The following is a 17,493-nucleotide window of genomic DNA, read 5'->3' on the forward strand; positions in this document are numbered from 1 at the left end:
ATGGTTTTAGCAAACAATGGTACGTCTTTGTTTAAAAGTCTGCCATTAAAATAAAAACATCAATCATCATGATTGGTGTTTTTTTGTATAAAGTCATAATGTAGTGAAGACTACTTTAATTCAAACTCTTGTTTGTTTTGTACTTCCTTTTGTACTTCCTTTTGTTCTAAATTTAACAACCAAGCTTTTCTTTCTAAGCCTCCGGCATAACCGGTTAAGCTGCCATCTTTACCTATCACGCGATGGCAAGGAATAATAATAGAAATAGGGTTCGCACCATTGGCAGCACCAACGGCTCGCACTGCTTTAATATTATCCATTAATTCGGCTTGTTCACTGTAATAACGAGTTTCGCCATAGGGGATCTTTTGTAACGCCTGCCAGGCTTGTTGTCTAAATGACGTTCCTTGAGGGGCTAAAGGTAAGTTAAATGTACTTCTTTTACCGTCAAAATATTGAGAGAGCTGTTTTTTGGCTAATAGTGTTATTTCGTTTTCTTGATAAATATCGGTATTCATTAATTCAATATCTTTAACGCGATCGGTAAATTTAACCCGATAAATAGCATCATGATCGGAAAAAATGGCAAGGTCGCCTAATGGTGTCGGTAAAATACTCAAAAAGAGGTTATTAGTCATAACAATGATATGCCTTAGTAAAGTTGATCTAGTGGTTGTTGAGTATTTCTTTGGCCGCTCGAAAGGCTTCTTGTGCTGCAGGAGCACCGCAATATACGGCACTATGAAGAATTACTTCACGTATTTCTTCCATTGTCGCACCGTTATTTAGCGCGCCTCGAATATGACCTTTTAATTCTTGTGGTGTTCTTAAGGCGGCAAGCATGGCAATGGTAACTAAACTGCGGGTTTTAAGGTCTATACCGCTTCGTTGCCAAGTTGACCCCCAACCATGATCATTAATAAAATCTTGCATAGGTTGAGTGAACTCATCGGCATTATTTAAAGCCCGATCAACAAATTCCTCGCCCATTACTTGTCGACGTATTTTTTCACCTTTAGTTATTGTCATCTTCAATTCTCTTTACATTATTGTGCAGTCCAAGCACCATCCATCGGTAAAGATGAGCCTGTTATACTGCGAGCACTATTACTACATAAGAATAAAATAAATTCACCAATTTGGCGAGGATCCATCATTTCAGGTAATGGTTGCTTTGCCGTGACTAAATTATATTTAGCTTGTTCAAATTCAACATCTTGTTTCTGTGCTATTTCATTAATTTGGTTATTAATTAATGGGGTATCGACCCATCCTGGACAAATAGCATTGACAGTAATACCTTGTTCAGCGCACTCGAGTGCTACTGCTTTTGTTAAACCGACAATACCGTGCTTAGCTGCTACGTAAGCTGATTTATTCAATGATGCAACTAAACCATGAACTGAAGCAATATTAATTATACGGCCCCAGCCATTATTTTTCATGTTAGGTAATGACTGTTGAATAGTATGAAATGCAGCGGTTAAATTAATTGCGATAATAGCATTCCATTTATCTTCAGGAAAGGTAGCTATGCTTTCAGTATGCTGAATACCAGCATTGTTAATTAAAATATCAATTGAACCCATAACCTCTAAAGCATTATGTATAAAAGCTGAAATTTCATGAGAGTCCATGAGATTCGCCTTATCAAACATAGTTTTTATATGATATTTTTTTGAGAATTTTTCTGCTAATTGTTCGCCTTCTGCTTGACTCATTAAACCATGTAAAACTAAGTTGATGCCCTGTTCAGCAAGTGTATGTGCTGTTGCTAAACCAATACCGCTTGTTGATCCTGTGATTAAAGCTGTTTTTCCTTTAAGCATAATGAATTCCTAATTTATTGTAAAAATAACATCTAACAAAAGTCTAAAGTGAGTTTTCTTCTATAAACCATGAGTAAATATCACGAGTAAAAAATTGGTATGTCCATATACCGAAAACGAAGGAAACCAAGGTGATTCTTGTCATTTTAAAGTGTTTATTACTCAGCATATTAACTGGTATAGGTTATTTAATATTTAGCACCATAGTGCTACATACTCTTTTTGATACACTTATATTTTGTTCAAAAGTAGTTAAATGCATATTAGTAGTTATTCGACAAAGCGACTTTCTGGTATGATTTGCCATTATTGGAAAATACTTATTTATTTAACGTTGGAACTGTAAATCAATGTCAGCTATTGCCGAGCAAATTAGTGAGCAAATCGCTCAAGAACTTAAAGTTAAAACCTCTCAAATTAATGCCGCTATTAACTTATTAGATGATGGGTCAACCGTACCTTTTATTGCTCGTTATAGAAAAGAGGCAACAGAAGGTTTGGATGATAATCACTTGCGTGAGCTAGCAACTCGATTGGTTTATCTTCGTGATTTAGAGGCTCGACGCCAAGTTATTTTAACCAGCATAAAGCAACAGGATAAACTAACGGCAGAATTAGCTAAACAGATTAACAGTGCCGATAATAAAACTCGGTTAGAAGATTTATATTTGCCTTATAAGCCTAAGCGTCGCACCAAAGGGCAAATTGCTATTGAAGCAGGCATTGAGCCATTAGCGACTAGTCTTTTTAATAATTGGCAGTTAGATCCTGAACAAGAAGCGCATGCTTACTTAGGTAAGGTCGCTATCAAGAATGCTGGTTTTGATGATGTTGAAGCGATTTTGGCGGGCGCTAGTGCTATTTTAGCCGAGCGTTTTAGTGAAGACGCTAACCTATTACAAAAACTACGTAGCCATATCCTTAAGCAAGCGCATTTAACAAGTAAAGTTGTGAAAGGTAAAGAAAAAGAAGGTACTAAGTTTAGAGATTATTTCGACCATAGTGAAAAATTAAAAACAGTCCCTTCACATCGTATGCTTGCAATGTTGCGTGGCCGTAATGAGGGTTTTTTGCAGTTAAAAATTGATGTTGATCCTAGTCAGGAAAAAAATGCAGTTTCCAGTGCTGAACAAGTTATTAATGATCATTTAACATTGCGTTTAACACAGCAAAAAGCGGCTAGCTTTTTAACCAGTACTGTGCGTTTAGCGTGGAAAAGTAAGTTGAGCGTTAGTTTAAGTAATGAAATTTTAACACAGTTACGTGAGCAAGCTGAGCAACAGGCAATTAAAGTGTTTGCCGAAAATTTATCAGACTTATTAATGGCAGCACCTGCAGGGGCGAAAGTAACACTAGGATTAGATCCCGGTTTACGTACAGGTTGTAAAATTGCCATTGTAGATGCCACGGGTAAATTACTACATACCACCACTATTTTTCCTCACGCTCCACAAAATCATTGGGATAAATCAGTACGTACTTTGGTTAATATATGTCGTCAACATAAGGTTGAATTAATTGCTATTGGTAATGGCACTGGATCCCGTGAGAGTGATAAATTAGTTAGTGATGTTATTGCGCAATTTGACTCTACTACGGGATTAGCGAAACCGAAAAAAATGATAGTAAGCGAAGCCGGGGCGTCGGTTTATTCTGCCTCTGAATTTGCCGCGAAAGAATTTCCAGACCTTGATGTTTCAATACGTGGCGCAGTGTCTATCGCAAGACGTTTACAAGATCCCTTAGCTGAACTAGTTAAGATTGACCCAAAAGCTATTGGTGTAGGTCAATATCAGCATGATGTGAGTCAAAGCCAGTTAAGTAAAAGTTTGGATGATGTTGTAGAGGATTGTGTAAATGCTGTTGGTGTTGATTTAAATTCAGCATCTGTGGCATTGTTAACTCGCGTTGCTGGCTTAAATAAAACGATGGCGAATAATATTGTACAGTTTCGTGATGAACAGGGCGCTTTTAGTAATAGAAAACAATTAAAGAAAGTCGCTCGTTTAGGGCCAAAAGCTTTTGAACAAGCGGCTGGATTTTTACGTATTAGTGGTGGTGACAATCCACTTGACCAGTGTGCTGTTCATCCAGAAACTTACCCTATTGTAGAAAGCATTATTAAGCAGCTTAATATTGATAGTGCCAATTTACTTAATAGCGCAGAGCAATTACAGAAAGTTAATATCAGTGAATTAGTAACTGAGCAATTTGGTGAAGTGACGATTAAAGAAATTATTAAAGAGTTAGTCAAGCCAAACAGAGATCCAAGACCTGAATTTAAAACAGCGACTTTTGTTGATGGTGTTAATAACATAACTGACTTAGAAGTTGGTATGGTGCTTGAAGGGGTTGTTTCCAACGTTGCTAATTTTGGTGCATTTGTTGACGTAGGTGTGCATCAAGATGGTTTAGTACATATTTCGGCAATTACTGATAAATTTATTAGTGATCCACGAGAAATCATCAAAGCTGGTGAAATAGTTAAAGTTAAAGTCGTGGAGGTTGATGCTGCTCGCAAGCGTATTAGCTTAACTATGCGTTTAGATGATAGTGTCAGTAAGAGCGATGGTAGTTCTCAGGCAAAGCATGAAAAGACAAGTAGTCAATATAAGCCTAAAAGTAACAAGTCTCAAGAAGCTGCGCCAAGAAAGCAACATAAGCCTAAAAGTCAAAAAGTAGAAAATGCTGTAATGGGTAATGCTTTTGCCGATGCTTTTGCCAAATTGAAAAAGTAAATTTGTCCTGAATTTAGTTATCTAATTAAGCCATTTAGAATAATCTTTAAGTGGCTTAATACCTTTTTGACGCTGTTAGCGTTGCAACTATTCCCCCAAAAATCGAGTAAAGATAACATTACTAAGAATGGATTATTGCCATTCAATATTTTCGCGCCTAAAAAAATTTAAAATAAATGAAAATAATAGTTGACTATGTAAATGCAAATCATTATCATTTCTATATTGGTTGAGGCAAATGAATGCTCTCTCAGGCGCTTTAACTAATGGAGTAAGGCAGTAGCTTGGTGGTTATGCTTCAGGACACATAATCATCAAGTTTCTTCTTTGCACCTTGATTCAACTTATTCCTTTGGGTCAGTCGATTAAAAATTTTTGATGGTTTTACCAGTACTTACAATTTGTAAGTACTGGTTTTTTTATTTTACCGATTTATTATTTATCTTGTATCAATTAGAACTTAAATCGTCCAACTACCTCTGACATGCTATGGCTACTGGCTCTTAGCTCCGAACTAGCATCTAAAAGTGACTCTGATGTTGCTAGCGATTCATCTGTCATTCCGGCTAAATCATTAATACGTAAATTGACTTCATCAGCGGCTTGAGTTTGTTGCTCTGTTGCACGTGCTATTTGAGTATTCATTTCTGAAATAAGTTCCATTAGTTTATCTATTTCAGATAAAGCATCATTAGCTTTACTCGTTTGTTCTACAGTTTGGTTAGAAATGTCTTGGCTAACTTGTACTGCAGCTACTGCTTCTTGTGCACCTGCCTGCAACTTTTGAATCATTTGCTGAATTTCATTAGTACTTTGTTCTGTTCTATTCGCAAGTGTTCGTACTTCATCAGCAACGACAGCAAAGCCACGACCTTGTTCTCCGGCTCTAGCTGCTTCAATAGCAGCATTGAGTGCTAATAAATTGGTTTGCTCGGCAATACCGCGAATTACATCAAGTACCGAACCAATATTGTCACTTTCAGCCGCAAGGCTAGTTACCACTTGTGAAACACCATCAATATTAGTTGATAAAGACTGCATTTGGGTTATGGTGTTTGCAATGATTTCTTTCCCGTGATTTGTGTTATTTTGTGCGTCATTGGCGGCATTTTCAGCAGCAGATGCATTATTACTTACATCACGTATTTGTGACGTCATTTGCTCCATTGCCGTTGCGACTTGTGTAGTTATATCACTTTGGTTTTGTGTTAATAACTGTGCGCTTTCGCTGGCATCTGCAACTGACTGAGCACGGCTAAGTACAATATTAGCGTTGTTTGCTACATCGGCAAGGGAATCACGCATTTTAGTCGTAAACTCATTAAAATAGTGTGCTAAACGTGAAATCTCATCTTGTGCCTTTTCATCTAACGTGCGGGTTAAGTCGCCATCTCCTTCAGCAATATCTTTCATTAAGTCAGAGGCTTCGTGAGTAGGTGTGATAATACTTTTGCCGATAATATAACCAAGAAGGGTTATCAATAGTATTAAGATGAAGACATAAATCAGTAATGAATTTCGTTGAGTTTCAAATATAGTATCTACATCATCAATATAGGTACCTGAGCCAATAATCCATTGCCAAGGCGTGAATCCTTTAACAAATGATATTTTATTTACTGGCTGGTCGATACCAGGCTTCGGCCATTTGTAAGGGACAAAGCCTTCACCTTTGTCTCGCACAATATTAACCATATTAATAAATAGAAGAGTTCCATCAGGATCTTTTGTGGTACCAACATCTTTGCCATTAAGTGCAGGTGTTATCGGGTGCATAATTATGCGAGGTGTAAAATCATTTATCCAAAAATAATTACCGTCTTCATATCTCAAGCTATTAAGTACTTCCATTGCTTGCTTTTTAGCTTGTTCTTCATTTAATAAGCCATCGTTTTGTTGTTGATGAAAATGTTCTACTACACCATAGGCAGTTTCAACAACTTGCTGATTAGTATTATATTTTTGTTTTAATAATGATTGATATGCTTGAGATAAGCTAATTGAGCTTAGAATGATAAAACCAGATAAAACCAAGGCTATAAGTAATATTAAGCGCTGTTGGATAGTAAATTTACGTAAAAGTCGCATAGAAACCTCTTTTATAGAAAAGCTATTAAGTTTTAGTATAGACCTTTATAGATCTAATCTACATAGAAATAGCAGCGATATCAGTCATTTTCATGATAATTATAGTACTGATTAATAGAGTTGGAGAGATGATTTTGAAGATTGTTATTTTCTGAAAAAGAGGAAGCAAATGCTTCCTCAAAACAACCTCAACTCGAGGTTGATTAACGCAAGTTAATATAGTTATTAGTGGTTAAGCGCTATAAAACGTATTTAGCTGACAGTTGTAGGTATGTTGAATCTCTGTCAACTTCATCCATTTCAAAGTTACCAATTTCAGCACCAAATGAAAGCTGTTTAGTGATATCTTTAAATAAGTTAACAGCCACGTGATTGCGTTTAGTATCAGCTAAATCGGCATCTGTGCTGCCATAAAATACTGTTGAGCGCATATCGTCAGTCCAAAAATGACGGTAAGCCATCATAAATGAAGTGGTTTTTTCAGCTTTCTCGCCGACTAAATCTCTAGCAGCAACTACACCAACGTAACGACCAGTGTTACCACCATGTACTTGAAAACGGAAATCATCTTTACCAACAGTTTTAATGCGACCGGCAATACCGAAACCTAAAGCAGATTCTGTACTACCACCTACGGTATTTAATTGACGTGCCAAACCAGACACTGAAACGTTACCCCAATCACCTTTAAAAGTATATTTAGCAATGAAGTCAGGAATAGAATCTTGGCTGCTATCGCCTTTGTCAGAATGTGGATTTTCTAATGATAATTGTAAACCACCGTTGGTATAACGAATTTGACCTTGTCTGATGAAAGCAGAAGCATTGAGTGGTCCACCGAAATCAGCGGCTTCAGCTAAAGAGCTAGTGTTTTGGAACGTTGTCCAAGTTTGACCTACTAATATGTTTTTATATTGAATAAATGCATGGCGCAAACGCGGATTTGATGAGTTAGATACTATTTCATTACCACCACCTGAAACGGCGTCACCATAAAAGTCCATTTCAATAAAGCCGGTAACATCGCCATGTACATATTTAGTATTAAAGCGAGTTTCATTTACTGCAATACCAAAATTAGAGGTGCCACCTTCTGCGACTGAGCCACTACCGTACCAATAATCTGTTGGAGAAACATCACCATCGGTGTAGCGAGCATCAACTTTAATATAACCGCCAAAAGTCAATTTATCATTGTCAGAAAGATCGAAGGTGTAACCTGCATTTGCAGCGCCCGCCATCGTTAAAAGACCTATTGCTAACAAGGTTTTACTTTTTTGAATTTTAAACATTATGCTTCCCCATTTTATCTGCCTAAGGCAATATTATTTGTTGTATTAATTATTTTTATTATAAAAATAGATTTTTGTCTCTACTTTCCGATATGGCATGGATTAAGTGTTCATTCGAGTCTTAAGGTAAAATTAATATCTACTTAAAGAAATTAGACATAAGTCTAAAGAGAAGATTTTTAACCTTATACTTTAGTCTAGCGTATCAGTATTAAATAAATTATTGTTGCGGTAAAGATAATTATATTACAGCAGTATGTGTTTCTATTTTGATTGGGTTTGATAACTCAAGCATTAATGCTAAGCATGTTATGAGCTATCAATTAATATAGTTACTTACCGGTGGTAAAGTGCATTGGATAGAATAATAAATACCATTTATTATTTTGCTTTAAAACCGATTCTGAAGCCGCCCCAATGTTTGCCATTTATAAAAATAGGCGCGGATACATCATGCATGATTTCACCAGTGTCACGTTTGTAAGTTTGTAATAAAAACTTGTCGGTGTGTTGGCCACAACGTATACCTGTTGGGTCGGTAAATAATCGTTTGGTTCTATTATTAACCATGTCAGTTTCAGGATTACCGGTTAGCGGCTTAGAGAAACATTTGTTATGCGTTGGAAAATAGCCATTAATATCAACGGCACCGGCATAAATCATATCACTGAATTCTTGCAACAAGGGCTCTTGAATTTGAGGTAGGTATTGATCTGTAAAGCTATCAAAACTTGTTGTGAATTTTTCAGGAACACTATTACCTAGAGGTTTATAATTAAAGTCAAAAAGTTGTTGCTGTGATATTTTATTAGCGGCAATACTTTGTTCAAAAAGTTTGCCGACTTTTTGAGCTGCTAATTCAGCCTGCTTACACATGTTATGGATTGGCGTGTCGTTATCAAATTCTGACAGATATACGAAAATAGATTCCGTACTATTAGACAGTGTTTGGGCTTGTGTTGAAATATGCTGAGTCTCACGGCTTTTATCAACGAGAAAGTCATGTAAACTCACAACAGAGGTGGATATTTCGGCAGCGGCTAAATCTTGTTCTTGGAGTGCATGACTAATTTGGTTACTAGCTGCGGATGAATCAGCCATTAAGTTATCTATATCAGTAAATGATTGTGACAAATCTTGTAAGGTAGTAACTACACTGTCTGTTTGACTCACAATTGTAGTCATAACCGTGGTAGTTTCATTCGTTTCTTGACTAATTTGTTTGAGCATTTCGCCTATTTGCTGAGTAGCATCAGCCGTTTTAGCAGCTAAAGCTCTAACTTCATCGGCTACAACAGCAAACCCTCGACCTTGATCTCCTGCTCTAGCGGCTTCAATTGCTGCATTTAATGCTAATAAATTTGTTTGAGAAGATATACTATCAATTACATCAGTAATACTTTGTATTTCAAGTGCTTTTTGTTCAAGTGATTGAATTTTACTTGAGGCGCTATTGACTGATTCGCTAAGTAAATTAACAACAGAAATATTATCATGTAATTGTTGTGAACTTGATGAACTGGCATTCATGGCTTGGCTTGCTTGTTGTGAAGCGAGCTCAGCATTATCATGTATTTGCTTGCTATTCATTGACATTTCTTCAGCTGCGGTGGCTAGACGGTCAACATCGTCACTGGATTTTTCTATAGCTTCACTTAATTTCGTAAGAAAGAAGCTAATCTCGGCAGAGTTGATTGCCAATTCACTAACTTGGCTTCCCATTTTTTCGCCAATATTTGTGAAGTGATTTGAGGTGTGTTGTGATGTGTCTGTTGAGGTGTTATCTAAAGCAGGTTGGCTTTTTTTGGTGATAATGAATAGTGATATAAAGCTGATACTTGCAATGGCTATTGTCGATAATAATAAGGAGGAAAATATATAGGCACTCAAATAGTGAATAGTTCCGATAGATAGAGATAGCAAAATTGCTAATAGCATGTCAGATATCAATTTATTATTCATTATTATTATCCTTAAGTAACTAAGAAAACTCTATTTCTTTTAGCATAGCAGAATATAATAGAAGAATAACTTTCAGCAATAGGACTTTAGTTGGAATAAATTTAATCAAATTGAGCTAAAGTCATATTGCTGGATTGCTTAGTAAAAATAGTGTGAATAAGTGCTAGTGAACACACTATTTTTACTTGATAGTTAATTGTATTTTATTTGTAAATAGTCAAACACAGCTCGAATACCAAAGGCTTCACCTCCTAGAGGACGACCCGAGAGGGGACGAACATTAAAGGCCATAACGTCAAAATGTACCCAATTAGTTTCTTTACTGATAAATTTTTGTAAATATAACGCAGCCGTAATAGCGCCACCAAAAGGACCTGAAGAGCAGTTGGTCATGTCAGCTATGCTACTTTTAAATAAATCATTATAAGGTTGGTACAAAGGCATACGCCATACAGGATCGCTGATTTTGCTGCCAGCGTTGGTTATACCCTCTGCAATCTCGTCGTTTGTTGAGAAAAATCCTGGTAATTCAGTACCCAAAGCAACACGCATTGCACCAGTTAAGGTAGCAAAATCAATAATTAAGTCAGGCTTATCATTTTCTGCTTCAGCTAAAGCATCACAAAGTACTAATCGCCCTTCAGCATCAGTATTGTCTATTTCAACCGTTAATCCTTTGCGAGTGGTAATAACATCGCCAGGGCGCATGGCATTACTAGAAACTGCATTTTCGACAGCAGGAATAAGGACACGTAAATAAATAGGAAGATCATGAGACATAATTAAGCGTGCTAAGCCTAAAACATGTGCGGCACCGCCCATATCTTTTTTCATATTACGCATACCAGCAGATGGTTTTAAATCTAGGCCACCACTATCAAAACAAACACCTTTACCTACTAGTGTAATTTGTGGGTGCTGCTTATTACCCCATGTGAAGTCAATTAAACGTGGTTGATTGGCGCTTGCTCGACCTACGGCATGTATCGTGGGATAATTTTGAGTCAGTAAATCATCGCCAATAATTTGTGATAGCTTTCCACCAAAGCTATCAACTAATGACTGCGCAGTATCGCCAAGGTTTTCAGGCATCATATCGGCAGCAGGAGTATTTACTAAATCTCTTACTAAGGCTGTGGCTTCAGCGTATTTAATCGCATTACTTACTAATGTTGGTTCTTCGACAGTAAGGCTAGGCAGTTTTTTTTCTTTATGATCTGTTTTATATGAGGAAAATTGATAAGCGCCGATTAACCAAGCAAAGCATATGGCTTGTTGGTGCTCTGGTGTTGCTTCTAGCTTGTATTGGCCTGATGGCAGCTGAGTGATTAAGTTACCACAAGAAAAATAATGGCTGGCATCATCAACGACAAAAATAGCTTGGGATAATGAACCTTCAGTACCAACAGAGAAACTTGGCAATAACGCAAGGCCTTCACCTTGATAGCTGGTTTTTTCTAACCAGTTTTGAGCACTCTGGTTTTGTGATTTTAGCCATTGTGCATAAGTGGATTTTTCTAGAATAGTGAGTGGAGTGCCAGTATTTCCAACGTTAAGTAATGAGTTCATGTGGGTCCTTTAGTGATATCCATCGAAGAGCATTTAAAATTCAAATGGAATTTTGCTGCGTAAGATAAATTGGGTGTATAAGATCAACTCAGCGGTAAGCCTAAGTTATCATCATTAATTGATTGTAACTTATACCGACCATGCTGACTAAGTGATTTTTATCAATGGCTTAAATATCGGTCAATCTTTGAGTAGTTTACACCGCTTTTATTACAAAACTATAAGAGGATGTCTTTTAGTTGTACTGTTGCATTTTTACTGTTGTCATTAATCTGTGCAAGTAACAATTCAGCCGTAGCGATAGCATCATTAAGCGCATTGTGCCCGTGGTGATCAGGCAATTGATATTTTTGACGCAAGTTTGATAAGCGTAGCTCTGATGGGTCATACGATACATCACGTTTATCTAATTTACGTTTAGCTATCACTAAGGTATCTATGATGGGGAAGTCAGGTGCTAACCCATAAAGTTCAAGGCAGGCTTGTTGTAAAAATTGTCGCTCTATTCGAGCGAAATGTACTAACATTACTTTACCTGTTAATGCTGTTAATAGCTTTTTAACGACAAGCTCCAAAGGCTGACCTTGCTCTTTCTGGTCATCGGTAATTTGATGAATAATAACATTACTTTCTTTTAATCTTGTTGTTGTGTTTATGATTTGGTGATAACAGGAGTTCAGTTTTATTTGCTCTTGCTCCATTGCAACGAATCCAATACTAAGCAGTTTATCTTTTTTCGCGTCTAGCCCCGTAGTCTCGAAGTCTACAGCTAAAATCCCTAACTCATGGATAGGTGTCTCTAATGACGGAAAAGGGGTTGATAAAAAGTCTTTTAACGGCCCTTCAGGCGCTTTTTTTAATAACCGTTTCCGTTTTGCTTCATAGCCTGAAATATAGTTGATTAACGCACCTATTGGCATTAGAAGTTTGCCTGTCTTGAGTCTTGCAGTGTTTTAATTACTTTAAAAGCGTCTTTTAGGTGCTCACGTTCTAATTTGGATAACTCTTTCGGTGAAAGGTAATTATCAGGTTCAATATCTTTTGTTAATTGATTTGCTTGATGTTTTACACGTAATATTCCTAAAAATTCGTATGCATCTATTAGGTTTTCTGCCGATGATCGAGTTATAGCTGCTGAGCCTGCAGCTTGTTTTATACGCTCAATGGTATTAACAGCACTAATACCCTGAGATAGAGCATAAATACGAGCAAGATCGACAATAGGAGCAATGCCATTATGTTTAAGATCTAACGTGGCTTTGTGCTTGCCATTTTGTTTTAGAACAAAGTCTCTAAAAAAGCCAAGAGGAGGACGTAAAGCTAATGCATTTTTAGATAAATGGGCAATAAACAAACTGCTATTTTGTGTTTTTTTAAGCAAATTAGTGCGAACATTGTCAAGTAAGCTTGTATCACCGCAAATTGTTTCTAAGTCAAAAAAGACACTTGAATTCAATAAGGCTTCTGGACTGGGAGTGTCAATCCAACCATCAAAGTATTTTTGCCAATTTTTTACCGGTTGTCGCCATTTGTCATTGGTTGCCATAATATAACCCGGACAGTAAATAAAGCCACAGTCGGCTAAACCATCACACACAAAGTGAGCTAAACTTTTAAACCAAGCATCATCGTCGGGTTTCATAGAGTCGCAGATAATAATGGCGTTGTCTTGATCTGAATGGGCGAGTTGTTCTTGTCGTGCTTGTGAGCCAGCAGCCAACCATGCATAGGGAACTGGTGGTGGTCCAAGCTTTGCTTCGGCCATTTCAATAAGGCGTTTGGTAAAGGACATAGTAATAGCGCTAATACTTTTGCCAACATGATCAGCACTGGCCCCTAATTTTGCTAAGCGTATTTGTAATTTAGGTAGTAAAGCACTCACTTCTATTAACTGTTCTAAACTTTTAGCTTTATGAATAATGCTAGAGAAATTAACCGTATTATGACCTTCATTATTCATTAAATCTGTCACCGTTACCATGCCCACGACTTCACCTTGGTTGGTAACTGGTAAGTGTTGTATATGTTTCGCTGTCATGGTCATTAATGCATCGTAAGCATTGTTTTTTATATCAATAGTACTCATTTCTCGAGTCATTATTTCAGCGATACTTGTTGTAATGGGTAAACCTTCTGCAACACAGCGCCGACGTATGTCTTTATCGGTCACTATCCCCACGCAGCTTTTGTTATCTAGTACCACTAAGCAAGTATAACCTTGCTCTGTCATTTGTATGGCGGCTTGTTGGATGCTTTGACTAGCGTCGATACCTGCAACAGGAGAGTGATAGAAGTTGCTTACAGGCATATTCATTAAGGTAGAGGAGATAATGGCTTCTTCATTGATTTTAGACATTTTCTTCTTTAATCGTTCAGCAGAATTGTGGTTAAAATAGTCACTAATACTTGGATATTTTTCACCTATGTCTCTCAATATTTGAGCATCTAAACTATAAACTAAGCTATCTTCATCGGTTTTTACACGCTGCTCTGTTAAGAGCGGAGTATTATTTTCGTTTCCACTAATTTCATCTGTGTTGCTTATCGGTTGCAATTTCTGTTTGCAAAATTCGGTGCATAAATCGCCTTCACCTAAGCGTGAAATTAATTCGTTACTACTGGAAAGGCAGCTTAAGGCACCTTTACGAACAATATACAGACGTGCTTCATTCACGCCTTTTGGAGGAAGGAACTCATCTTTTCGTACATAATTAATAGCTAGTTCTCTAATTAAACGCGCTAAAGCAGGTTGTGGCAAACTGTCAAACGGCGGAATACTTTGGATGAAGCTATAAATTTCAGAAAGTTCAGTGTCCATATTGATTACCTGTATACGCTCTTGTTGGATAGGATTAAGCATTGATATAGCCAAGCAAATTGTAAAAGCGTTTGTCTAATTCGCAAGGTAACCATGATAATTTAGAGTGGTGCCGGTAGCTAGTCAACCATTGAAGTGACAATGTAGACTAAAGTTGCACTTGTACTATTATTCGCTCTTGAAGCCCCTAAAATACTGACCAACGTATGTTGTTGATATACCAATTCATTAGCTAAATTATTGATTTAGACTAAAGTTTAATACCCGAAAAAATGAAAGCTTGCTAGATTTGATGATAGTTGAAGTTGAATATGGATTTTTGTCTTTATTAATAATAATGATTACTGACTAAAATCTATATCCATACTTTTACTGAAATTATTACAATAAAAGCCTTATAAAAATACACATTAACGTGAAATAAGGGCTACAACATCGCTAGGAGACTATTGTGGAGAATAAAGAAACTTATTGGTCGGAAAATCTTCGCCTAATCTTTATATGTCTTGCAATCTGGTTTGCAGTTTCATTTGGGTTAGGTTTATTACTGGTAGAGCCGCTTAATGAAATTCGTCTAGGTGGGTACAAACTTGGTTTTTGGTTTGCACAGCAAGGTTCTATTTACTCATTTCTTGCCTTAATTTTTTGGTATGGCGTGAAAATGAATAAGCTTGATAAAAAATATCAGGCGGAGGGTTAGGCATGGAAGAGTTAAAACTATATACATATATTGCTGTATTTGGCACATTTGCCTTATATTTCGGCATCGCTTGGTGGGCACGTGCAGGCTCAACGAGTGACTTCTACGTAGCAGGTGGCGGTATCAGCCCGATGCAAAATGGTATGGCAATTGGTGCCGATTGGATGAGTGCAGCGTCATTTATTTCAATGGCAGGTATGATTGCTTTCATGGGGTATGGTGGTTCAGTTTTCTTAATGGGTTGGACAGGTGGCTATGTACTACTAGCCATGTTACTTGCTCCTTACATGCGTAAGCATGGAAAATTCACAGTACCGGAATTCATCTTCGATCGATATTATTCTAAAACTGCACGTATTGTTGCGGTGGTTTGTTTAATTATTGCTTCGTTGACTTACATTATTGGTCAAATGAAGGGTGTTGGTGTAGCTTTCTCTCGCTTCTTAGAAGTAGATTACGGCTTAGGCTTAGGCATCGGTATGGCTGTTGTTTGGGTATATGCAGTACTTGGTGGTATGAAAGGTATTACTTATACACAAATTGCACAATATGTAGTAATGATTTTTGCTTATACGATTCCTGCTGTATTTATTTCATTACAACTAACAGGTAATCCTATTCCACAATTAGGTTTAGGTAGTACATTAGCTGATGGTAGCGGTGTTTACTTATTAGATAAGCTAGACATGGTGGTAACTGATTTAGGCTTTAAAGAATATACAACAAGTAGTTTAGGCGGTACATTAAATATGTTCGCTTACACTATGTCACTTATGATTGGTACTGCGGGTCTTCCTCATGTAATTATGCGCTTCTTTACTGTTCCTTCAGTTAAAGCGGCACGTTCTTCTGCAGGTTACGCACTAATATTTATTGGTTTACTTTATACTGTAGCTCCAGCAGTTGGCGCAATGGCTCGTTTGAACTTAATGAATACTATTGAACCTACAGCAGGTGAAAACCTTGTTTATGATGAACGCCCACAATGGTTTAAAGATTGGGAGCAAACAGGTTTATTGAAATTTGAAGATAAGAATGGCGATGGTAAAATTCAATATTCTGCCGATAAAGTAACAAATGAAATGGTTACTGTTGATAACGATATTATGGTACTAGCTAATCCAGCAATCGCTAATTTACCAAACTGGGTAATTGCTTTGGTAGCCGCAGGTGGTTTAGCTGCTGCACTGTCAACCGCAGCCGGTTTATTACTTGCGATATCATCCTCAATCTCTCATGATTTAATGAAGGGTGTTTTAACTCCTGATTTATCAGAGAAAAATGAGTTATTGGCCGGGCGTATTGTAATGACTATTGCGATACTGGTTTCAGGCTACCTTGGTTTACATCCACCTGGATTTGCCGCGGGTACTGTTGCCTTAGCCTTTGGTTTAGCAGCATCAAGTATTTTCCCAGCATTAATGATGGGTATATTCTCTAAGAAAATGAGTGGTACTGCAGCTGTTTCGGGTATGATTGCAGGTATTGGTGTAACTATGCTGTATGTATTCCAACATAAAGGTATTATGTTTATTCCAGGCACTTCATTCTTAGGTGATATGGGTCCTAATTGGTTCTTTGGTATCTCGCCTAATGCTTTTGGTGCGGTTGGTGCTTTAGTTAACTTTGCAGTGGCTTTTGTTTTACTTAAAGTGACTGGACCAGCGCCAGATCATATTCAAGATATGGTAGAAAACATGCGTATACCAGGCGATGTTAGTGCAGCACACGTTCACTAAAATTAATAACTCGAAATTTAATTATTGAATTTCGAGTTAAGTCTTAATAAATAAAAGGCTAGACGACAATTTTGTACAGAGTCGTCTAGCCTTTTCTGTTAAATTAACCTCCTTGTGAAATTAGAAGAATTAATTAAGAAGAAATAAATATGAATAGACACCTTAAAGTTGCTTTTATGGTCGCCCCTTTTCTTTCTATACTAGGTTATATTGGCGCTGACTATTACAATGAAAGTAAAGCAGCCGTTAATAAAATAATTCAGTTAGTACCGGAAGGTCATTGTGATGTTATTAATCACAGTTGCGTATTAAAGTCAGGCGAATTCAAGGTTAATATTTCGGATAAAGACGGAATAACTGAAGTTAATTCTACTTTCCCTCTAGATAGCGCAACACTTTTTTTAGTGGATGATGCCGAGCAAATCACCCCTTATCTTTTAGGCATGAAAGAGAGCCCTTATTATTGGAAAAATGAAACAGCGTTAAGAAGCTTTACTGCTAATAAAGGAGATAGTTATAAATTGCGTTTAATTGCTAAAATAAAAGGTGGGCAGTATATTGCAGAGTTTTACACGCAAACAGTAAAGTAGGCCATACCTGCTTATAACTATTTTAATCGTAACTTATTTTTGAGTTGGAATGCTTACATTTGCCATTGTTTTTATAAGTAGCTCAACAATGCGATTAAAGTCTCTTTCGTTATAATTCTATTGTATTAAAATTAATCCGAGTATCGCTGGTGTATTTAGCAAAGAGAC

General features: G+C 37.0%; 13 protein-coding genes. 4 read left to right on the plus strand and 9 right to left on the minus strand.

Annotated elements, in window-relative coordinates:
* Nucleotides 1-110: 110 nt before the first annotated feature.
* The 3 genes from Q4503_RS00870 to Q4503_RS00880 are packed head-to-tail and all read right to left on the minus strand — an operon-like array spanning nucleotide 111 to nucleotide 1,829.
* Nucleotides 111-638, minus strand: a complete 528-nt coding sequence (locus tag Q4503_RS00870) for a methylated-DNA--[protein]-cysteine S-methyltransferase (protein WP_303601136.1) — start codon at nucleotides 636-638, stop codon at nucleotides 111-113.
* Between the two features lie 28 nt (nucleotides 639-666).
* Entirely contained in the window at nucleotides 667-1,029 is a 363-nt protein-coding gene (locus tag Q4503_RS00875) for a carboxymuconolactone decarboxylase family protein (RefSeq protein ID WP_215971777.1), read from the minus strand.
* A 17-nt stretch (nucleotides 1,030-1,046) separates the two neighbouring features.
* On the minus strand, nucleotides 1,047-1,829 hold the full coding sequence (locus Q4503_RS00880; RefSeq protein ID WP_303601137.1) for a 3-hydroxybutyrate dehydrogenase: 783 nt from the start codon (nucleotides 1,827-1,829) through the stop codon (nucleotides 1,047-1,049).
* Between the two features lie 350 nt (nucleotides 1,830-2,179).
* Between Q4503_RS00880 and Q4503_RS00885 the strand changes: the two genes are divergently transcribed.
* Entirely contained in the window at nucleotides 2,180-4,567 is a 2,388-nt protein-coding gene (locus Q4503_RS00885; RefSeq protein WP_303601138.1) for a Tex family protein, read from the plus strand.
* 453 nt (nucleotides 4,568-5,020) lie between these two features.
* On the opposite strand, the gene Q4503_RS00890 is transcribed toward Q4503_RS00885, so the two are convergent.
* The 6 genes from Q4503_RS00890 to Q4503_RS00915 all read right to left on the minus strand — a co-directional run bounded on the left by Q4503_RS00890 (nucleotide 5,021) and on the right by Q4503_RS00915 (nucleotide 14,296).
* On the minus strand, nucleotides 5,021-6,655 hold the full coding sequence (locus Q4503_RS00890; protein WP_215971779.1) for a methyl-accepting chemotaxis protein: 1,635 nt from the start codon (nucleotides 6,653-6,655) through the stop codon (nucleotides 5,021-5,023).
* A 239-nt stretch (nucleotides 6,656-6,894) separates the two neighbouring features.
* Nucleotides 6,895-7,947 (minus strand): DcaP family trimeric outer membrane transporter, encoded by a 1,053-nt coding sequence (locus Q4503_RS00895; RefSeq protein ID WP_215971780.1) that lies wholly within the window; start codon nucleotides 7,945-7,947, stop codon nucleotides 6,895-6,897.
* 381 nt (nucleotides 7,948-8,328) lie between these two features.
* Nucleotides 8,329-9,909 (minus strand): methyl-accepting chemotaxis protein, encoded by a 1,581-nt coding sequence (locus tag Q4503_RS00900; protein ID WP_303601139.1) that lies wholly within the window; start codon nucleotides 9,907-9,909, stop codon nucleotides 8,329-8,331.
* A 192-nt stretch (nucleotides 9,910-10,101) separates the two neighbouring features.
* Nucleotides 10,102-11,478 (minus strand): M17 family metallopeptidase, encoded by a 1,377-nt coding sequence (locus Q4503_RS00905; RefSeq protein ID WP_303601140.1) that lies wholly within the window; start codon nucleotides 11,476-11,478, stop codon nucleotides 10,102-10,104.
* A gap of 218 nt (nucleotides 11,479-11,696) precedes the next feature.
* A complete protein-coding gene (locus tag Q4503_RS00910; RefSeq protein WP_215971783.1) occupies nucleotides 11,697-12,398 on the minus strand; it encodes an exonuclease domain-containing protein in 702 nt (233 codons plus the stop codon).
* Complete coding sequence (locus Q4503_RS00915) at nucleotides 12,398-14,296, minus strand: putative nucleotidyltransferase substrate binding domain-containing protein (protein ID WP_303601141.1); 1,899 nt, start codon at nucleotides 14,294-14,296, stop codon at nucleotides 12,398-12,400. The genes Q4503_RS00910 and Q4503_RS00915 overlap by 1 nt, the downstream gene beginning before the upstream one ends.
* 451 nt (nucleotides 14,297-14,747) lie before the next feature.
* Between Q4503_RS00915 and Q4503_RS00920 the strand changes: the two genes are divergently transcribed.
* From Q4503_RS00920 to Q4503_RS00930, 3 genes are all read left to right on the plus strand, one after another.
* Nucleotides 14,748-14,996: a DUF4212 domain-containing protein gene (locus Q4503_RS00920; protein WP_159822165.1), complete on the plus strand. Its 249-nt coding sequence runs from the start codon at nucleotides 14,748-14,750 to the stop codon at nucleotides 14,994-14,996.
* 2 nt (nucleotides 14,997-14,998) lie between these two features.
* Nucleotides 14,999-16,735 carry a sodium:solute symporter family protein gene (locus Q4503_RS00925; RefSeq protein ID WP_215971785.1) on the plus strand — a complete coding sequence of 579 codons (1,737 nt, stop codon included), beginning with the start codon at nucleotides 14,999-15,001 and terminating at the stop codon, nucleotides 16,733-16,735.
* Between the two features lie 149 nt (nucleotides 16,736-16,884).
* On the plus strand, nucleotides 16,885-17,325 hold the full coding sequence (locus Q4503_RS00930; RefSeq protein ID WP_215971786.1) for a hypothetical protein: 441 nt from the start codon (nucleotides 16,885-16,887) through the stop codon (nucleotides 17,323-17,325).
* Nucleotides 17,326-17,493: the final 168 nt, after the last annotated feature.

It is taken from the genome of Colwellia sp. 6_MG-2023 (genome assembly GCF_030547765.1).
GTDB lineage: Bacteria > Pseudomonadota > Gammaproteobacteria > Enterobacterales > Alteromonadaceae > Colwellia.